Below are 19656 nucleotides of genomic sequence, written 5' to 3'. Positions count from 1 at the left end.
TTCAGGTGGGTTGCTGGAGGTCCGTGCGGGGACGCCAGGTCAGGAAGTACACGGCCGCGCCGATCAGCACGGGCACGAACACGGTGGTGACGCGGAACAACAGGCTGGCGGCGAGGCCCATTTCGGTATGCACGCCGCTCGCGGCGAGCAGCGTGACCATGCCCGCCTCGGTGACGCCCACGCCGCCCGGAATGGGCGTGAGCCGCCCGAGCATGGTGGGGAGGACCGTGGCGAGGCACAGCGTGACGATGGGGGCACTGGCGCCGACAGCCGCGAGGCACGCGGCGAGCGCGATGATTTTCACGAGCACAGACGCGAACGTGATGAGCGTCGTGATGAGCAGGGTGCGCCCGCGCAGCACCTGCGCCGCGCCGCCCGTGAACGCCGCCCACGCGCCGGGCGCGCCGGCGCGCGTGAGCAGGGCGTTCAGCGCCCCGGACGCGGCGCGGCGCAGGCCCGGCACGGCCAGGGCCGCGCCGATCAGCGCGAACGCGCCCAGGGCGCCCAGCACGGCCGGGCGGGCGCTCGGCACGGCGAGCGTGCCGAGGAGCGCGCACGTGGCGAGCACCAGCTGGTCCTGCACGCTCGCGAGCAGCACGGGCACGCTGCCGCGCGCGACCGGCAGGCCCGCCTGCGCGAGCAGCGCGGCGCGCATGGCCACGCCGCCCGGCAGGATCGTGGCGGCCTCGGCGGCGATGTAGGCGTGCAGGACCGTGCGGCCCGGGGGTGCGCCGACAGGCCGCGTGAGGCCCACGAAGCGCACGCCCTTGATGAAGGTGTACGTGAGGCCCAGCAGCGCCGCGAGCGCCAGCACGCCGAAGTGCGCGCGGCGCAGCGTCCCGAGGAGGTCCTCGCCGTTCACATAGCGGTGCGCGGCGAGCAGCAGGCTGCCGAGCACGATGAGGTTCAGCGCCCACGTCCACGCGCGGGCCCGAGCGTTACGCGTCATGCGCGGGCTCTCCAGGGTCCGGTTCGAGGCACCCCTCGATGTGAATGCGGCGGTACGCGGCCTGCACCCAGGCGTACAGCCCGTACACGACCATGCCGAGCGCCACGAGCGGCATCAGCACGGAACCGAACGGCGCCGTTTCGTACGCGAGGAGCGCCTCGCCGATGCTGCCGGCTTCTTCTGGGTCGACGTCCCACGCGGCCTGCAGGAAGAACGCGCCGATCACGGCGGCCACGAGCGCGCGCGCCGTGATGCCGACCTGACCGACAGCGGTGAGGAGCCCGCGCCGTTTCTCGCCGAGGTCCGTAAGCCGAATGCGTTTCAGGAACAGCGCGCGCAGCGCCACGTACAGCTGGTTCACGGCGACGATCACGAACACCAAGCCGACGACGGCGACGAGCAGGCGCCCGCTGGGGAGTTTCAGCAGGTGCGCCGTCCATTCCTCCTCCGCGTGCGGGTTCGCGGCGTGCGCGCCCGTCACGGCGCGCCGCGCGGCGGCCCACCCGAGGCTCGCGTACGCCGTGGCGCTCAGGAGGTACCCGGCGCGTTTGATGAGGCCTTTGGGCGCGTGCCCCTGGCGTTCCGGGTCGAACAGCGCCCGCAGCGCCTGCCATACGCAGTACCCGAGCAGGCCGAACGCGAGCGTGAGCAGCAACGTGCGGCTCAGGACGGTGGTGCCGAGCGTCATGCCCAGCGTATCGAGCGCGCCGCGCGGGTCGATGGTGCGCCCGCGTTCCACCTGCAGAGTGCGGAGCAGCGCGAGCGTGCCAATCGTGAGGTACACGACGCCCTTGCTCCAGTACCCGAAGCGGGCGAGGCGTTCCAGCCACGGTGCCGCGTGGTCCATCCCGGCGCTCGCGGCGTCACGCAGGGCGGCAGCGCCGCGCGCCGCGGAACCTGGAATGTTCATGTCCTCACCCTACGAGCCGTGCCGCGTGCGTGCGTGAAGCGCACCTGACCGGGCGTTTACGTGTGGCGCGCATCCCACGTGCGTCAAGGCGTGTTGCGTGAACGCTCATGAACGCTGCCGCGCCCGGTGCGCTGCACAGACGCGCACTGTTACACTCCGCGCATGCGCATCGTACGAATCGAACACCCCCGCGCCGAACAGGGCGATCCGTCCACCTGGGCGACGCTGGACGGCGACACGCTGCACGTCACGGCCGGCCCGAACGGGGCACGCACCGGCGAGACCCTCCCGCTCGCCGGCGCGCGCCTGCTCCCACCCGCCACGCCCAGCAAGATCGTGTGCGTCGGCCGCAACTACCTCGACCACATCCGCGAACTCGGCAACCTCCCCCAGGGCGGCGACCTGCCGAAGGAACCCGGCATCTTCCTGAAAGGCCCGAACACCCTCGCGGAACCTGCCGGGGAGGTCACGTACCCCGACTGGACGCAGAGCTTTCACTTCGAGGGCGAACTGGCGCTCGTCATGGGCCGCCGCGCCCGGAACCTCACCGAGGAGGACGCTCTGGACGCCGTGCTCGGGTACACCTGCGCGCTCGATCTGACCGCCCGTGACCTCCAGAAAACCGACCTGCAGTGGTTCCGCGCGAAAGCCGCGGACCGCTTCTGCCCGCTCGGCCCGTGGCTGGAAACGGACCTGGACCCCGCCGACGTGCGCGTGCAGACGCGCGTGAACGGCCAGACCCGCCAGGACGGCCGCACCGCCCAGATGATCTTCGGCGTGCCGCAGATCCTCGCGTACATCACGCGCTTCGTGACCCTCGAACCCGGTGACGTCGTCCTCACGGGCACGCCCGAGGGCGTCGGCCCGCTCGAGCGCGGCGACGTCGTCGAGGTCGAGGTGGACGGCATCGGCGTGCTGGAGACGCGCATCGTCTGAACCCCTGCCGGCGGGTGCGCAGGAACGCACACTGTCAAGCCGCCGGACACCGTACGCTGAGGGCGTGCTTCGCCGCGCCCTCACGTTCGCGCTCGCCCTGACCGGCGGTGCGCTCGCCAGCCCTGCCACCGACCTGTTCCGCGCCACCACTACGCCGCTGCTCAACGACTACTACGGGTGGTCCGCCGCGGACCGGGCGGCCCTCACTGCGCAGTACGCCGCGAAACTCGCGGAAGCCTGCGTGCCCGCCGCAGACACCTGCAGCTTCGACACGGCCCGCGCGGTCCTCAAGGACCTGCTCGCCGAACTCCACGACGCGCACACCAATCTCCGCGACCCGGAAGGCGCCGAGCGGCTCCGCGAAATCCAGCGGGATCTGACGGTGCCCCGCACCGGCGCGCGCGTCAGCAAGACGCCGCTGGGCCTGCTCGTCACCGGCGTCACGCCCGGCAGTCCCGCCGACACCGCCGGGCTGCAGCGCTTCGACCTGCTCACCGCCGTGAACGGTCAGTCGGCCGGCAGCGGCGACGGGCAGGTCGACGGGAACGCGTTCATCCGGCTGGAGCGCGCGAGCGCGCCCTTGACCGTCACGGTCGCGCGTGCCGGTCAGGGCCCCCGCGACCTGACGCTCACGCCCGCCCCCCTCAAGGCGCGCGACGTACCCACCACCACGTGGCGCGGCCGCACCGCCGTCATCCAGTTGCCCAGCTTCCTGAACGCCGACGCCGCCCGGCTGTTCCTCGCGGAACTTGACCGCGCGAAGTGGAGCGGCGCGAACGCCCTCGTCATCGACCTGCGCTACAACGGCGGTGGTCGCCTCGACCAGTGCATCGCCGCGGCGAGCGCCTTCGCGCCGGCGCTGTACGACGCGCGCACCCCGTACGGCGCCGCGCAGTACGCCGCCGTGAACGGCAAGAGCGTCCCGCCGCTCAGCGCCCGCCACGCCCAGCCGTACGAGCGGCGCTGGACCGGCAAGACCAGCGTGCTGGTGGGGGAGAACACCGCCAGCTGCGCGGAAGTGTTCGCGTACACACTGCAGCGCGCCGGCGCGGCGCGCGTCATCGGCGCGCCCACCAAGGGCGTCCTGAACAGCGCAGTGAACTTCATTGACCTGCCCGACGCGGGCGTGCTGAGCCTCACGACCGTCCGCGCGTACGACGCGAAGGGCCAGCCGTTCCCGGACCACGTGACGCCCGACGTGACCGTGGACGCCGACCTGACCGTCCTGACCCGCGACGGCCGCGACGTGGTCCTCGACGCGGCCCTGAACGACCTGGACGTCAGCGGCAACTGAACGCCCCGCGCCCCGGGCGTGCCGGGGCGCGGGCAGTACCGCCAGGGGCCCAGCGGGTGTTAGCCTCCGGGGGTGATCCTCGCAGTTCTGGCCATCGGCGTCCTGGCGGGCGTGCTCGGCGCGATCCTCGGGCTCGGCGGCGGCGTCGTCGTCGTGCCCGCCCTGGAGTTCGTGCTGCCCCGCTTCGGGCATGACCTCAATATCGCGCAGGCCGTCGCCATCAGTCAGGTCGGCGTGCTCGCCGTCGGGCTGTCCGGCGCGGCGTCGTACCTGCGGCAGGGTCTCGTGCGCGCCCGCACCGGCTACCTGCTGAGCCCCTACACGATTCTGGGCGGCGCGCTCGGCAGCTACCTCGGGCTGATCCTGCCCGCGCGCGCCGTCGCGACGGTGTTCGCGGCGCTGCTGCTGTACAGCGCCTTCACCTTGCTGCGCGGCCTGAAGCGCGTGGAGGTCGAGCGGCCCCCCAGCCGCCTCGTGCCGCCCGCCATGACGTTCGCGGGCATCATGAGCGGCCTGCTCGGTATCGGCGGCGGGACGGTGCAGGTGCCTGTCATGAACTTGCTGGCGGGCGTGCCGATCCGGCAGGCCATCGCCACGAGCACGTTCATCATGGGGCTCACGGCCGTGGCGAACGCGCTGATCTACCAGGCGGGCGGGCTGCTGGACGCGCGCCTCGCGTGCGCCGTGGCGCTCGGCGTGCTGATCGGCGCGCGGGCCGGCGCGGGGTTGCAGAGCCGCATTCCGGACCGCGCGCTGAAGATCTTCTTCAGCGTCCTGATCGTGTTCACCGCCGTGCAGCTGCTCGTGAAGTACTGGGGGCCCGCATGAGCGGCGTGCCGAACCCGCACCACACCGAGAACGACGTGCTGCCCGCCTGGGTGTACCCGCTGGGCTTCTGGGTGGCGCTGCCGGTGCTGGCGGTCGGGGTGCTGTTCCCGGACCTCGCCGGGTGGGCGGTGTGGTGGATGCTGCTCGTACCGACGCTCGCGGCGGTCATCGTGGCTGTCGTGAACTGGCGCCGGGACCGCCGGGTGAGCGTCGCGGCGCTGGTGGCGCTGCTGGGGCTGGCGGTCGTGTTCGTCGTGAAGGGCCTGCTGAAGTAGGCGTCAGGGCCGCGCGGCGTCCTCTGGGGCCGGTGTGGGTTCGCCGTTCAGGTCGAGGGCCATGCGGTCGGCGTCCTGCGGGCTGAGCAGCAGCGGCGGTCGGCCTGGCAGGCTGAGCAACAGCAGCGACCCGCGCAGCGTGCTGGCGTACACCTCGACGGGGCCGAGGCCCGTGACGGCGTAGCGGCCCAGGTGGCCATTCAGGCCGCTCCACCCGAAGGTGCGCAGCGCGCCGTCCACCTTGACTACGCTGGCGCGCGCGCCGCGCAGCGGGAAGGTGTGGCGTTTGAAGACGGTCTGCACGATCAGGTGGCGGCCCTCCACGCGGTAGTCGAGGCGCGCGCCGGGCAGCAGGAACGCGGCGCACATGGCCGCGAGCGCCAGCACGGTGATCCACGCGCTGGGGAAGCCACGCTGCGTGGCGAACAGGCTCGCGCCGATCAGGAGCGCGGCGATCCACTGCGCCGCGCGGGTGGGAATGGGGACGGGCGGGTAGCGCATGCGCGCTCAGCATACGGGGCGCAGGTGAGGCGTGGGTGGCCTGAGGCGTTCGTGGGGGCGGGGCTGGTGCAGGGCGGCGGGACGCGGTACGGTCCGGGCGTGACCGTGAGGGCTGCGCTGGACAAACCCCGGGGCCGCACCTAAACTTAAACCGAGTTCAATTTTTCTTGACGTTTCACCTGGAGGCCGAATGAAGATCCAAAAAGCCGCAGTGATCGGCGCAGGCACCATGGGCGCCGCCATCGCCGCCCAACTCGCCAACGCGGGCATCCCCGTCCTGCTCCTCGACATCGTCCTGCCCGACCAGAAAGACCGCAACTTCCTCGCGAAAAGCGGCATCGAACGCGCCCTCAAAGCCAAACCCGCCGCGTTCATGGACAAAAAGAACGCCGCGCTCATCACGCCCGGCAACCTCGAAGACGACCTCGCCAAACTCAAGGACGCCGACTGGATTCTCGAAGCCATCATCGAGAAGCTCGACGCCAAACGCGACCTGTGGGCCAAAGTCGAAGGCGTCGCCAAAAAGACCGCCATCATCAGCAGCAACTCCAGCGGCATCCCCATGCACCTCCAGATCGAGGGCCGCAGCGAAGACTTCCAGTCCCGCTTCGTGGGCGCGCACTTCTTCAACCCCCCCCGCTACCTGCACCTCCTCGAAGTCATCCCCACGCCCAAAACCAAACCCGAAGTCCTGAACACCTTCAGTGCCTTCGGCGAAACGGTCCTCGGCAAAGGCATCGTCGTCGCGAATGACGTGCCCGGCTTCGTCGCCAACCGCATCGGCGTCTACGGCATGGTCCGCGCCATGCAGCACATGCAGCAGACCGGCCTCACCCCCGACATCGTGGACGCCCTCACCGGCCCCGCCCTCGGCCGCCCCAAGAGCGCCACCTTCCGCACCGCCGACCTCAGCGGCCTCGACATCATCTACCACGTCGCCAGCGACCTCGGCAAAGCCACCGGCCCCGACGAGGACTTCACCCTCACCGACAGCCTCAAAACCCTCGTCGAAGAGAAAAAATGGCTCGGCGACAAGACCGGCAGCGGCTTCTACAAGAAAACCAAGGACGAACGCGGCAAAACCAAGATCCTCACCCTCAACCTCGACACCTTCGAGTACGAGGACAAAGGCAAAATCAAGGTGGCCGCCGCCGACGCCCTCAAGAACGCCAGCCTCCCCGAGCGCGTCAAGGGCCTCTACACCGCCCAGGGCCCCGAAGGTGACTTCCTGCGCGGCGTCATGAACGACAGCTTCTGGTACGCCAGCAAAATGGCCGGCGTCGTCAGCGACCGCCTGCAGGACATCGACAACGCCATGAAATGGGGCTTCGGCTGGGAACAGGGCCCCTTCGAAACCATGGACACCCTCGGCGTCCAGACCGTCATCGCGAACCTCGAAGCGGAAGGCCGCGCACTCCCCCCGCTCCTCCAACGCATGAAGGACACGGGCCGTGAACGCTTCTACACCAACGGTGAGATCGTCACCCCCGCCGGCGAACCCACCGCCTACCAGGCGCCCTACCTGATCCTCCAGGACCTCAAGAAGGACGCCACCAAGGTCGTCAAGAAGAGTGGCGGCGCCAGCATCCTCGACATCGGCGACGGCGTCCTGCTCCTCGAATTCCACAGCAAGATGAACGCCCTCGGCGAAGACGCCATCCGCATGGTCGGCGCCGCCCACAAAGCCGTGCAGGACCTCGGCTACGCCGGCCTCGTCGTCGGCAACCAGGGCGAACACTTCAGCGCCGGCGCGAACCTCCCCCTGATCCTCATGAACGCGCAGGAAGGCGAGTTCGACGAGATCGACGCCGCCATCAAGGAATTCCAGAAGGCCACCACCAGCCTCCGCTTCAGCCCCCACCCCGTCGTCGTCGCGCCCTTCAACCTCACCCTCGGCGGCGGCACCGAAATGGCCCTGCACGGCGACCACGTCACCGCCAGCGCCGAAACGTACATGGGCCTCGTCGAAGTCGGCGTCGGCCTGATCCCCGGCGGCGGCGGCACCAAGGAAATGCTCCTGCGCTTCACTGACCAGGTCCAGCCCGGCGGCACCCTCCTGCCCGCCGTGCAGCGCGCTTTCGAAACCATCGCCATGGCGAAAACGTCCACCAGCGCCCAGGAAGCCGTCAGCCTCGGCTACCTCCGCCCCACGGACACCATCGTCATGAACCGCGACCGCATCATCGAAGAAGCCAAACGCCAGGTGCTCGCCCTCGCCCCCGAATACGTGCAGCCCGTCATGCGCACCGACATTCCCGTCATGGGCGAAGCGGCCATCGCTGCTATCAAGAGCGCGCTGTACGGCATGCTCCAGGGCGGCTTCATCAGCGAGTACGACCAGGAAGTCAGCCTGCACGTCGCCAACGTCCTCGCCGGCGGCCGCACCAACAACCGCCAGGCGCGCGTCAGCGAACAGCACCTCCTCGACCTGGAACGCGAAGCCTTCCTGACCCTGTGCGGCAAACGCAAAACGCAGGACCGCATCGCCCACATGCTCAAGACCGGCAAGCCCCTGCGCAACTGAGGGACGCGCCGCCCGAACCGCCCGTTTGAGCCTCACCTTCCTGTGCCGCGCCCCGAAATGCACTCCAATACAGGAGAGCCCCGCACGCGGGGCGCGCACCCCCAAGGAGTACCCCCTTCATGCGTGAAGCCGTAATTGTCACTGCTGTTCGCACGCCCGTCGGACGCGGCGTGAAAGGCACCCTCGCCAACACCCGCCCCGACGACCTCGCCGCCCTCGCCCTCAAAGCCGCCGTGGACCGCGCCGGCATCAGCGCCGACCTCGTCGAGGACGTGTACCTCGGCTGCGCCATCCCCGAAGCGGAACAGGGCCTGAACATCGCCCGCCTCGCCGCGCTGCGCGCCGGCTTCCCCGACACGGTCGGCGGCGTCACCGTGAACCGCTTCTGCAGCAGCGGCCTGCAGACCGTCGCCATGGCCGCCGCCGCCATCCAGGCCGGGCAGTCCGACGTGATGCTCGCCGGCGGCGTCGAGAGCATGAGCATGCTCCCGATGAGCGGCCACAACCCCAGCCCGAACCCCACCCTGATGGACTCCCGCCCCGGCGCGTACATCGGCATGGGCCTCACCGCCGAGAACGTCGCCGCGAAGTACGGCGTCAGCAAGGAAGACCAGGACAAGTTCGCGCTGCAGAGCCACCAGCGTGCCGCAGCCGCGCAGGACGCCGGGAAGTTCCTGGACGAAATCGTGCCCGTGCCGGTGCGCGTCGACAAGTTCAAGGGCACGAAGGTCGTCAGTGACACCATCAACTTCGAGCAGGACGAACTGATCCGCCGCGACGCCAGCATGGAAGGCATGGCGAAGGTCAAGCCGGCGTTCAAAGCGAACGGCACGGTCACCGCCGCGAACGCCAGCCCGTTCAGCGACGGCGCCGCCGCCGTGCTCCTGATGAGCCGCGAGAAGGCCGACGAGCTGGGCCTCAAGCCCATCGCGCGCTTCGTGGGCTTCGCTGTGGCGGGCGTCGAGCCGGAACTCATGGGCATCGGCCCCGTGAACGCCGTCCCGAAAGTCCTCAAGCAGACGGGCCTGAGCATCGAGGACATCGACCTGTTCGAGCTGAACGAGGCGTTCGCCGCGCAGAGCCTCGCGGTCATCCGCGAACTCGGCCTGGACCAGGAGAAGGTCAACGTGAACGGCGGCGCGATTGCGCTCGGGCACCCGCTCGGCTGCAGCGGCGCGAAACTCACCGCGACCATCATTCACGAACTGCGCCGCCGTGGCGGCGGTAAGGGCGTCGTGACGATGTGCATCGGCGGCGGCATGGGCGCTGCGGGCGTCATCGAAGTGTTCCCGCAAGATCAAGCGGCGGACTAAGCCAGCAGCGGAGCGGGCGGCCCTCCCTGAGGGCCGCCCGCTCCGTCTGGCCGGTCGGGTGAGCGCGTGGCGCGTCACGGCGGCGAACGTCAGGCTTTTGAAAGCAGACCTTCAGTACCTTAAGGGCACCTCAAGATCGACTCACGTTCCGGGTCGCTCACGTTGCCAAGATGCCCGACTACGCCCTTACCCCCATGGTGATGCCCCTGGTGCTCGCACAGGTGGTCACGTTCCTGATGATCGGGAACGTCATGCAGCACGCCCGCCAGCCCACCCACCGGGCGTTCCTCGCGCTGCTGCTCGGCAACAGCGTCTGGCTGATCGGCGCCATCATCATGAACTTTGCCGCCACCCTGGAACTCAAATGGTTCTGGGGGCAGGTGCAGTTCCTGGGCATCCTCACCATGCCGGCCGCGTGGCTGGCCGTGGTGGAGCGCTACCTCCGCCCGCACCCGGAACCCATGCCGTTCCGCCGCGTGGCGGCGCTGCTGGCCGTGCCGGTCGTGACACTGCTGCTCATCTGGACGAACGGCGCGCACCGGCTTATCTGGGATTACGCCACCCCCACGCCCGACTGGACCACCGTGCACCGCACTGCCGGGTACTGGCTCGGCGTGGTGCTGTACGCCAACGCGCTGCTGCTCTGGGGCGCGGTGCGCCTCGTGCCCGCATGGCGTTCCGCGCGCGGTGCGGAACGCGCGCAAATCACGCTGCTGCTCCTCGCCGTGATCGTCCCGAGCGTCACGAACACCCTGTACCTCCTGGGCGTGCCTGTGCTGCCCGGCATCAACCCCACGCCGGTGGGGTTCGCGCTGAGCCTCGCGCCGGTCGCGTGGGGCATGGCCCGCTACGGCCTCCTGCGGGTCGCGCCGCTCGCGCACCGCCAGGTGGTCGAGCACCTCCCGGACGCCGTCTTCGTGCTCGACGCGCGCCGCCGCATCGTGGAAGCCAACAGCCGCGCCGTCGCCCTCGCCGGCGCCACCCCGCGCGCACTGCAGGGCCACCAGCTGCAGGCGCTGTTCCCCGGCTGGCCCGACCTGCACGAACACCAGCTGGCCGTGGAGTGGCGGCACGGCGAGCAGGTATGGGAGGTGCAGCAGTCCACCGTGCGGGACCGGCACGGCACGGCCCTCGGTCAGACCGTCGTCGCGCGCGACGTGACGACGCGCGTACAGGAACACGCGCGCGTGCAGCGCCTCGCGAACGAAGACGCCCTGACCGGCCTCGGGAACCGCCGCGCCTTCCAGACGGACCTGGCGCGCGAAACGGCGCGCGCCACCCGGCACAATCTCAGCATGGGCGTCGTCATGATCGACCTCGACGGCCTCAAGGCCGTGAACGACCGGCAGGGCCACGCGTACGGCGACGCCCTCATCGCGGCCTTCGGACGGGCCCTGCCGACCGTGTTCCGCCCGGAGGACCGCGCCTACCGCCTCGGCGGCGACGAATTCGCGGTGCTGCTGGCGCACGCTGCCCTGGACGGTCAGCCGGCGGTGTGGGAACGCGTCGTGCAACTCGTGACGCTGGTGCGCGCGCAGGGCTTCCCGGACGTGGACGCCAGCACCGGCGTGGCGTACTTCCCGCACGACGGGCACGGTGACACGCTGGTGGACCGCGCGGACGCCCGCATGTACGAGGACAAATCCGCCCGCCGCGCCCGCCGGACCACCGCGGATCGCCTCACCTGAAGGGCCGTTCATCGTGGCCGTCGCGCGTGCGTCCTTGCTGAACGGGCCGTCCGAAGAGGCGTAGGCGTCTCCTCTGCACGTCCGCCTGCTGCGCACTGACTGAGCGGAACGTGGCTTCTCTGGCCCGCTCCTGCCCCGCGAACGGCTGCGCGCCTGGGCGGCCTGGCCCCTGACAGAAGGGCGCTTGGAGACAGGTACGTGGTGAACTCCCCAGAAACCTGCACCTTGGCCGGTCGAGCCTCACCCTCCCAAGGCGGGCACGCCCTGCCCGCCTTGGTGCGGCACCCGCCTGCGCAGGCAGAGCGTGGGCCGTTCGCTGCCGCTGCCTGCTCGCCCCAACGAGGCCGAGACGGACATCCCCAACGTCAAGAACGTGAGGCCCTTCAGCCCGAGCTGCCGGCCATCTCCGCACGCCCGGCCGACGCTCCTACCTTGCTGCCGCGCTGATGCGGGCACGTGATGCTCGGTGGGGCGTACACGAAGAACACCTTCATGCCTCTGGAGTGCCCGGGCCAATAATCCCAACCCGGCCTTAAGTTGACCGCAGGGCCGCGCACACGCGCGGTGCGTACCGTGAGGGCGTGTTTCAGAATCGGCAGGAAGCGGGACGGCACCTGGCGGCGCTGCTCGCCGGGCAGGACGCGCTGAGCGGTGCGGTCGTGCTCGCGTTGCCGCGCGGCGGCGTGCCGGTCGCGTTCGAGGTGGCGGAAGTCCTGCGCGCGCCACTGGACGTGTTCGTCGTGCGGAAGCTGGGGGTGCCCGGTCATGAGGAGGTCGCGGCGGGCGCCGTGGCGTCCGGCGGCGTGCGCGTCTGGAACGACCACGTCCTGCGGTACTTCGGGCTGACCGTACCGGACCTCGCGGGCGTGGAGGCGCGGGAAACGGCGGAGCTGGCGCGGCGCGAGCGGGTGTACCGCGAGGGGCTTCCGCCCGTGCCGACGCAGGGCCGCACAGTGCTGCTCGTCGATGACGGGCTCGCCACGGGCGCCACCATGCGCGCCGCCGTGCGCGCGGTGCGCCCGCAGCAGCCCGCGCGCGTCATCGTGGCCGTGCCCGTGGGCGCCACCGACACCGTGGAGGCCCTGCGGGACGACGCGGACGACGTTGTGTGCGTCCTGATGCCCGATCCGTTCGTGGCGGTCGGGCAGGCGTACGCGGAGTTCCGGCAGACGACGGACGATGAGGTGCGCGCCCTGCTGGCGCGCGCCCGGAAGGGGGAGAGGGCATGAACGATGAGCAGCTGACCACGATCATCGCGGGGGAACTTCAACCGGTCACGGGCGCGTCCGGCGATTACGACGCGCTGCTGGACCGTATCGGCGACGCGCGGTTCGTGCTGATCGGCGAGGCGAGCCACGGCACGCACGACTTCTACCGCGAGCGCGCGCGACTCACGCGCCGTCTGATCGAGGAGCGCGGCTTCACGGCCGTGATCGTGGAGGCCGACTGGCCCGACGCGTACCGCGTGAACCGCTACGTCCTCGGGGAAGGCGACGACGCCAGCGCCCTGGACGCGCTGGGGGATTTCACGCGCTTCCCGAAATGGATGTGGCGCAATGAGGACGTCCAGCACTTCGCGGAGTGGCTGCGAGGGCACAACACCCGCTCGGGCGCGCGCGTCGGCTTCTACGGCATGGACCTCTACAGCATGCACCGCAGCATGCACGCCGTGATCGAGTACCTGGAGGGCGTGGACCCGGAGGCGGCGCGGCGCGCGCGCGGGCGGTACGCGTGTTTCGAGCCGTACGGTGAGGACCCGCAGACGTACGGCATGTCCGCCGCGTACGGCATTGGTGAGCCGTGCGAGGACGCCGCCGTGCAGCAGTTCCTGGAGGTCAGCCGACTCGACCCGGACGGCGGGAGCGTGCTGGAGGAGGATGAGCACTTCTACGCGGAGCAGAACGCGCGCCTCGCCCTGAACGCGGAGCGGTACTACCGCTCGATGTTCCGCGGCCGCGATGAATCCTGGAACCTGCGCGACACGCACATGACGGACACCATCGCGGCGCTCGCGCGGCATCAGGAGGACGGGGGGCGCACGCCGAGGTTCGTGGTGTGGGCGCACAACTCACACCTCGGGGACGCGCGCGCGACAGAGATGGGGTGGCGGTACGGGGAGTTGAACGTGGGGCAGCTCGTCCGGGAACGCTGGCCGCGTGAGACGTTCCTGCTGGGCCTCAGCACGCACAGCGGTGACGTGCTCGCCGCGGACACCTGGGACGCGCCGGGACGCCGCAAGCGCGTCCGTCCGGGCCTGCCCGGCAGCGTGGAGGCGCTGCTGCACGCCGCCGCGGGGGAGCGTGCGGAGCCGAACTTCTGGCTGGACCTGCGCGCGTCGGGCGCCCTCGCGGACGCGCTTCACGCGGAGCGGCTGCAGCGGTTCATCGGCGTGATCTACCGCCCGGACACCGAGCGGCAGAGTCATTACGTGCACACGCGCGTGGCCGAGGAGTACGACGCGCTGCTGTACTTCGACGAGACGAGCGCGCTGGTCCCCCTGGACCGTACGAGCGGCGCCGAGGATGCCGACGAGCTGCCCGACACCTACCCCGCCGGGCTGTAGCGCTGGCCCTGAACGCTCACGCGCCGCCCCGGATCCGGGGCGGCGCGTGAGCTGCGGCGTCAGGCGGACACGGGCACCTGCCCGCGTTCGTAGAACGGCGGCGGCTCGATCCCGAGGGCGCGCAGGTACACGTACCCCTGAGCGCGGTGGTGGATTTCGTTGTCCACGGCGTAGATCGCGGCCGTGAACGCGGTCATGGTGCCCCAGAACATCACCTTCATCTCGTCGTAGCGGCTGGGCGGCACGGTCAGCAGTTCCGCGTCCAGGCGGGCCGTGAGGGCGTCCCACGCGGCCAGCAGCGCGCGCTTGTCCTGCGGGCTCGGGCCGTTCAGGTCAGGGGCGGGCCACTCGTCGGTGACGAGGCCGCTCAGGGTGTACGCCGCGACGCCGTAGCACTCCCACGCGAGCTCCCCGAAGGTCCGCATGGGCGGCGCGGCCGTGAACGTGAACAGCTGCGCTTCCGGGAACGCCTCAATGACGCGGCGGGTGAGGTGCCGGTGGCCCTGCCAGTGGGAGAGGAACGTCTCGGGGCTGAGGATGCCTTGTTGGTTCATGGTGACCTCCACCCGCAGCGTAGGCGGCATTCCCGTCAACACCTGACGCCTTTTGAGCGCATGATTTCATCATGTACGACCCTTCCATGCGGGTACTGACGGTGCTGGAACTCCTGCAGGCCCGCGAGTGCGTGACCGGCGCGGAACTCGCGCGGCGCCTGGAGGTCAGTCCGCGCACCGTGCAGCGGTACGTGGCGCGCCTCCAGGACCTCGGCATTCCCGTGGAGGGCCGCCGTGGCGTGGGCGGCGCGTACCGCCTGCGTCCCGGGTTCCGCCTGCCGCCGCTGATGTTCACGGGCGAGGAGGCCCTGAGCCTCGTGCTGGGCCTGATGGCCCTGCACCTGCTGGGCCTGTCGGCGCTCGCTCCGGCAGCGGAAGCGGCGAGCGCGAAACTCAGCCGCTCCCTGCCGCAGCCGCTGCGGGACGCCGTGCTGGCCCTGGAGGACCTCGTGCAGCTGGACGCCTCCCCCTGGGTGATCACGACGGACGCGCAACTCCTCACGGCGCTGCTGGACGGCGTCCGGACTGCGCGGACGGTGCAGTTCGCGTACCGCTCGCGCGTGGCGGACGACACGCAGCGGTGCGTGGACGTCTACCGCGTCGTGCACCTGGACGGCCGCTGGTACGCGGTGGGGCACTGCCACCTGCGCGGGGCGCTGCGGTCGTTCCGCCTGGACCGCATGACGCACCTGCGTGTGCTGGACGCCCCGTTCAGCCCGCCCGAGGGGTTCGACGCGCTCGCGTACCTGCGCCGCACCCTGCCGGACGCCCCTGCGGCGTTCCACGTGAGCGTGTGGATGGCGTGCGCCCCTGAGCACCTCGCGGGGCGCGTGTCCCTGTGGAACACCACGCTGACGCCCGAAGCGGGCGGGACGCGCCTGCGCACGTGGCGCGACCGCCTGGACGCCTTCGCGGGGTTCCTGTTGGGCCTCGGCTGCGATTTCCGCGTGGACGACCCGCCGGAGCTGCGCGCGGTGTTCGGGCGGCTCGCCGGACGGTGCGTGCAGGCGAGCGCGCCGGACGCCCCCCATCCTCAGGCTTGAGGTCCGGGCGTGGAAGCGGGCCGTGGGCGTCTGGGACGATCCGGGCGGTCCGGTCAGGGGGTCCAGTCGAGGGTGGGCAGCTGCGCGGCGAGCCAGCGACCGGCGTCGCTGTTCGGGTACGCGACGGCGCTGTGGTCGTCGATGGGGCTGACGTACGTGCGTAGGCCGCTGTGCGTGCCGTCCGTGCGGACGTTCGGGGTGCTCTCGAACAGGACGTTGACAGCGCGGGCGTGCGGGCTGCCGTCGGGCGCGTGGGGGAGGCGTTTGCTCTGCACCTCAAGGTTGTAGCGGACGTTCGGCCACACGAGGTCCTTGACGCGGTACGTGCGGTTCCCGAGGCGCGCGTACGAGCAGCCGAACGCCGGATCGGTGCTCCACGCGGCGCGCGCGTCGGCGCTGAGGGTGCGGAAGTCGTTCATGTTGTCGGTCTGCCACGCGAGGCAGATGCTGTCGAGGTCGATCATCAGGCGGACGGGCACTTCCGGGTGCAGGCGCGTGAGCTGGTGCGTCCAGGTGCTGCCGTGGGAGTGCGCCACCAGCACGATGCGGGTGGGGTTGCGGCGGCCCCACACGAGGTCGCGGTTCGCGTCGAGCAGGTCGCGTTCGAGACTCAGGAAGCCGCGCTGCACGCTGGGCGCGTACGGGCTGCTGTGGTCCACGAGGCGGGCGCTGTACCCGCGCGTCTCCACCTGGAGGCCCTGGGCGCGCAGGGTGTCCGCGAGCGCCGCGAGCGTGCCGCGCGGCGTGAGGTAGTCCCAGTTGCCGGCGGGGTCGCAGGGTACGGAGCAGTGGCCACTCACGCCGAGGATCAGGACGTCCGGCGTGCCGGGCGGCCGGGGCGTGAGGGGCCCGGCGTACGTGGGCGCAGCCCCCGGGGTGAGGTTCACGGGCGCGCAGGCGGCGAGGGCACTGGTGAGCAGGAGGGCGGCGCGGCGCATAACAGGGCACTTTAGAGCATGCTGCACGCTGCGGGGAACGGTTTTGCCCTGAGCGGAGCGCGTATGCTGGATTCAGGGCTCGGCGAATGGAGACGCGCAAGATCATCCACGTGGACATGGACGCCTTCTACGCCAGCGTGGAGGTCCGCGACGATCCGCGTCTGCGTGGCCGTCCGGTCGCGGTGGCGTGGGGTGGGAACCGCAGCGTCGTCCTGACCGCCAGTTACGAGGCGCGGCCGTATGGCGTGCGCAGCGCCATGCCGCTGCATCACGCGCTCGCGCGCTGCCGCGACCTCGTGGTCGTCCCGCCCCGCTTCGACGCGTACCGGGAGGTGAGCGTGCAGGTGCAGGAGGTGTTCCGCACGTACACGGACGTCGTGGAGCCCCTGTCGCTCGACGAGGCGTACCTCGACGTGACCGCGGCGAAGGCGGGCGGGCCGAGCGCCACGCGGATCGCGGCGGCCATCCGCGCGGACATTCGCGCGGCCACCGGTCTCACGGCCACCGCGGGCGTGAGCGTGAACAAGTTCCTCGCGAAGCTCGCGAGCGGTCTACAAAAACCGGACGCGTTGACGGTGCTGCTGCTCGCCCAGGCCGAGGCGCTGCTCGCCACACTGGACGTGAGGGCGCTGCACGGCGTGGGGCCGGCCACGGCGCGGCGGCTCGCGGAGGCGGGGGTCCGGACGGGCGGCGACCTGCGGCGCCTCACGGAAGCGGAACTGACCGGGCTGTTCGGGCGGCTGGGCGCGCACCTGTACCGCGTGGTGCGGGGGGTGGATGACCGGCCGGTCGAGGCGGACCGCCCGCACAAGAGTATCGGCGCGGAGGAGACGTTCCCGCACGACCTGCATGGCGTGCCGGCGGTGCGCGCGGCGCTGCCGGCCCTGGCGGACGCGGTGGAGCGGCGGCTGGAGCGGGCGGGCGTGGAGACGCGCGTGGTCGTGCTGAAGCTGAAGTTCGCGGATTTCACGACCGTGACGCGCCGCGCGACGCTGCCGGTGCCGGTGCGTGCGGCGGCGGACCTGACGCGGGTGGCCGCCCGGTTGTTGATGCCCGAAATGCTGGGGGGGCGCGGGGTGCGTCTCGTGGGTATTACGGGAGCCGGCCTGTCGCCGCAGGGGCAGTTCGCGCAGGTGCCGCTGTTCACAGACCTACTGCCCACCACACCTAACGAACGTTAGATTTTTTCGTGAAAACGTGCCTGCATGACAAGTCGATGATGTACCTTCCTCATGGACGCGGTATAACGAGTTTTGTGAAAATCATCAAAACGATGACGCTGGCGCTCGCGCTGGCGGGCGTCGCGCAGGCCCAGACCGTTGAACTGCGCATCATGGAAACCACCGACCTGCACACCAGCGCGCTCGGGTACGACTACTACCAGGACAAACCCACCGGTGAATTCGGCCTCGAATACACCGCCACGCTCATCAAGCAGGCCCGCGACCAGAAACGCAACACCCTGCTGTTCGACAACGGCGACCTGATCCAGGGCAACCCCCTCGGCGACTACGTCGCGCGCGTCAACCCGCTCAAACTCGGCCAGGAACACCCCATGCACGCCGCCATGAGCGTCCTCAAGTACGACGCCGGCAACCTCGGCAACCACGAGTTCAACTACGGCCTGCCGTTCCTGCAGCAGGTCCTCGGCGCCGCGCCCATGCCGTACGTCAGCGCCAACGTCTACGTCGACGACGGCGACGCCAACCCCAACAACGACAAGAACGCCTTCACGCCGTACCTGATCCAGCGCAAGGTCGTGTACGACACCACCGGCCGTCCGTACGTCGTGAACGTCGGCGTCATCGGCTTCCTGCCCCCGCAGATCATGCAGTGGGACAAGGCCAACCTCGACGGCAAGGTCACCACCCGCGACATCGTCGAAACCGCCCGCAAGTTCATCCCCGAAATGAAGGCCCAGGGCGCCGACATCATCGTCGCCATCGCGCACAGCGGCATCAACGCCGACTACACCCCCGGCCAGGAGAACGCCGCCACCGAACTCACCAAGGTGCCCGGCGTCGACGTGGTCCTCAGCGGCCACAGCCACCAGGAATTCCCTGGGCCCGTGTACAAGAGCATCCCCGGCGCCGACATCACCAAAGGCACCATCAACGGCAAACCCGTCGTCATGGCCGGCTTCTGGGGCAACGACCTCGGCATCATCGACCTGAAACTCGAACGCAACGGCCAGGGCTGGAAGATCGTCGACGGCACCAGCAGCCTGCGCCCCATCTGGGACAAAACCGCCAAGAAGAACCTCGTGACGCCCGACCCGCGCATCGCGCAGGCCGTCAAGGCCGCGCACGAAGGCACCCTCGCGTACGTGCGCGGCAAGGTCGCGGACCTCAGCGCGCCCATCAACAGCTACTGGTCCTTGACGCAGGACGACCCCAGCGTGCAGCTCGTCAGCAACGCGCAGATCGCGTACGTCAAGAACGCCCTCAAAGGCACCCAGTACGAGAAACTCCCCGTGCTGAGCGCCGCCGCGCCCTTCAAGGCCGGGGGCCGCTCCGGCGCCAGCTACTACACGGACATCCCCGCCGGCACGCTCGCCATCAAGAACGTCGCGGACCTGTACGTGTACCCGAACACCGTGCAGGCCGTCCTCGTGAACGGCGCGCAGGTCAAGGAATGGCTGGAACGCGCCGCCGGGCAGTTCAAGCAGATCGACCCGAACAACAAGAACCCGCAGGAACTGGTGGACAACAGCTTCCCGACCTACAACTTCGACATCATCGACGGCGTCACGTACGAGATCGATGTCACGCAGCCCAGCAAGTACGACGGCAGCGGCAAGGTCGTGAACGCGGGCGCCAACCGCATCAAGAACCTGATGTTCGGCGGCAAGCCCATCGACCCGAACGCACAGTTCGTCGTCGCCACCAACAACTACCGCGCCTCGGGCGGCGGCAGCTTCCCCGGCCTGACCGGCAAGAACATCATCCTGCAGGCGCCCGACGAAACCCGCCAGGCGATCATCAAGTACTTCCAGGACCAGAAGACCGTGAACCCCACGGCCGACAACAACTGGAAGCTCACGCCGATCCCGGGTGCGACCGTCACGTACTTCAGCAGCCCCACCGCGCAGAAGACCCTGCCGAGCGGCGCGAAGTACCTCAACACCCGCGAGGACGGCTTCGCCGAGTACCAGCTCAGCTGGTAAGCCCCGCAGGCCCCGTACCCCCGCTTTGGCGGGGGTTTTTGCTTGCCACGTGCGCGCCGCCGCGCGGCTGGATATGCAGGTACCGGGCGGGTGTCATGCCGGTCCTCTGAGATTCATGAAGACCCCTTAAGCAACGGAACTATCTTTCGGCAGTACAGCCGAAACGCGCCGCCG

17 protein-coding genes are annotated in these 19656 nt (G+C 70.1%); 12 read left to right on the top strand and 5 right to left on the bottom strand.

The features are described 5' to 3' along the window. Nucleotide 1: 1 nt before the first annotated feature. Nucleotides 2–949 carry a lysylphosphatidylglycerol synthase transmembrane domain-containing protein gene (locus DEIMA_RS11565; RefSeq protein WP_013557446.1) on the bottom strand — a complete coding sequence of 316 codons (948 nt, stop codon included), beginning with the start codon at nt 947–949 and terminating at the stop codon, nt 2–4. Then, the gene (locus DEIMA_RS11560; RefSeq protein ID WP_013557445.1) at nt 939–1859 is read right to left on the bottom strand and encodes a DUF1206 domain-containing protein; all 921 of its coding nucleotides are present in this window, start codon (nt 1857–1859) and stop codon (nt 939–941) included. The genes DEIMA_RS11565 and DEIMA_RS11560 overlap by 11 nt, the downstream gene beginning before the upstream one ends. Before the next feature lie 162 nt (nt 1860–2021). Between DEIMA_RS11560 and DEIMA_RS11555 the strand changes: the two genes are divergently transcribed. From DEIMA_RS11555 to DEIMA_RS11540, 4 genes are all read left to right on the top strand, one after another. Beyond that, nucleotides 2022–2795, top strand: coding sequence for a fumarylacetoacetate hydrolase family protein (locus tag DEIMA_RS11555; RefSeq protein ID WP_013557444.1), 774 nt, complete (start codon nt 2022–2024; stop codon nt 2793–2795). Nucleotides 2796–2859: 64 nt separating this feature from the next. Beyond that, nucleotides 2860–4089, top strand: a complete 1230-nt coding sequence (locus tag DEIMA_RS11550; protein ID WP_013557443.1) for a S41 family peptidase — start codon at nt 2860–2862, stop codon at nt 4087–4089. A 72-nt stretch (nt 4090–4161) separates the two neighbouring features. Further along, a complete protein-coding gene (locus DEIMA_RS11545; RefSeq protein WP_013557442.1) occupies nt 4162–4917 on the top strand; it encodes a sulfite exporter TauE/SafE family protein in 756 nt (251 codons plus the stop codon). Continuing rightward, a complete protein-coding gene (locus DEIMA_RS11540; RefSeq protein WP_013557441.1) occupies nt 4914–5192 on the top strand; it encodes a hypothetical protein in 279 nt (92 codons plus the stop codon). The genes DEIMA_RS11545 and DEIMA_RS11540 overlap by 4 nt, the downstream gene beginning before the upstream one ends. Nucleotides 5193–5195: 3 nt before the next feature. Here DEIMA_RS11540 and DEIMA_RS11535 read toward each other — a convergent pair whose 3' ends face one another. After that, nucleotides 5196–5693 (bottom strand): PH domain-containing protein, encoded by a 498-nt coding sequence (locus DEIMA_RS11535; protein WP_013557440.1) that lies wholly within the window; start codon nt 5691–5693, stop codon nt 5196–5198. Nucleotides 5694–5883: 190 nt separating this feature from the next. Here DEIMA_RS11535 and DEIMA_RS11530 point away from each other — a divergent pair, with 190 nt between their 5' ends. From DEIMA_RS11530 to DEIMA_RS11510, 5 genes are all read left to right on the top strand, one after another. Continuing rightward, nucleotides 5884–8217 carry a 3-hydroxyacyl-CoA dehydrogenase/enoyl-CoA hydratase family protein gene (locus DEIMA_RS11530; protein WP_013557439.1) on the top strand — a complete coding sequence of 778 codons (2334 nt, stop codon included), beginning with the start codon at nt 5884–5886 and terminating at the stop codon, nt 8215–8217. A 119-nt stretch (nt 8218–8336) separates the two neighbouring features. Further along, a complete protein-coding gene (locus DEIMA_RS11525; RefSeq protein ID WP_013557438.1) occupies nt 8337–9530 on the top strand; it encodes a thiolase family protein in 1194 nt (397 codons plus the stop codon). 170 nt (nt 9531–9700) lie between these two features. Next, nucleotides 9701–11218, top strand: coding sequence for a histidine kinase N-terminal 7TM domain-containing diguanylate cyclase (locus tag DEIMA_RS11520; RefSeq protein ID WP_013557437.1), 1518 nt, complete (start codon nt 9701–9703; stop codon nt 11216–11218). A gap of 581 nt (nt 11219–11799) precedes the next feature. Beyond that, complete coding sequence (locus tag DEIMA_RS11515; RefSeq protein WP_013557436.1) at nt 11800–12447, top strand: phosphoribosyltransferase; 648 nt, start codon at nt 11800–11802, stop codon at nt 12445–12447. Then, nucleotides 12444–13781: an erythromycin esterase family protein gene (locus DEIMA_RS11510; protein ID WP_013557435.1), complete on the top strand. Its 1338-nt coding sequence runs from the start codon at nt 12444–12446 to the stop codon at nt 13779–13781. The genes DEIMA_RS11515 and DEIMA_RS11510 overlap by 4 nt, the downstream gene beginning before the upstream one ends. A 59-nt stretch (nt 13782–13840) precedes the next feature. Here DEIMA_RS11510 and DEIMA_RS11505 read toward each other — a convergent pair whose 3' ends face one another. Then, a complete protein-coding gene (locus DEIMA_RS11505) occupies nt 13841–14335 on the bottom strand; it encodes a DinB family protein (protein ID WP_013557434.1) in 495 nt (164 codons plus the stop codon). A 71-nt stretch (nt 14336–14406) separates the two neighbouring features. On the opposite strand from DEIMA_RS11505, the gene DEIMA_RS11500 reads away from it, so the two are divergent. Next, complete coding sequence (locus DEIMA_RS11500; protein WP_013557433.1) at nt 14407–15378, top strand: helix-turn-helix transcriptional regulator; 972 nt, start codon at nt 14407–14409, stop codon at nt 15376–15378. Between the two features lie 53 nt (nt 15379–15431). On the opposite strand, the gene DEIMA_RS11495 is transcribed toward DEIMA_RS11500, so the two are convergent. Further along, a complete protein-coding gene (locus tag DEIMA_RS11495; protein ID WP_013557432.1) occupies nt 15432–16316 on the bottom strand; it encodes a hypothetical protein in 885 nt (294 codons plus the stop codon). Nucleotides 16317–16402: 86 nt separating this feature from the next. Between DEIMA_RS11495 and dinB the strand changes: the two genes are divergently transcribed. Together dinB and cpdB are read left to right on the top strand one after the other, a co-directional pair. Further along, complete coding sequence (gene dinB / locus DEIMA_RS11490) at nt 16403–17497, top strand: DNA polymerase IV (RefSeq protein ID WP_013557431.1); 1095 nt, start codon at nt 16403–16405, stop codon at nt 17495–17497. A 92-nt stretch (nt 17498–17589) separates the two neighbouring features. Further along, nucleotides 17590–19482 (top strand): 2',3'-cyclic-nucleotide 2'-phosphodiesterase, encoded by a 1893-nt coding sequence (cpdB, locus tag DEIMA_RS11485; protein ID WP_169311961.1) that lies wholly within the window; start codon nt 17590–17592, stop codon nt 19480–19482. Nucleotides 19483–19656 lie beyond the last annotated feature (174 nt).

The organism is Deinococcus maricopensis DSM 21211, from assembly GCF_000186385.1.
GTDB classification, from domain to species: Bacteria; Deinococcota; Deinococci; order Deinococcales; family Deinococcaceae; genus Deinococcus_B; species Deinococcus_B maricopensis.
Note: the sequence above shows the minus strand (reverse complement) of the source record. Positions and strands in the feature narration are given on the sequence as shown.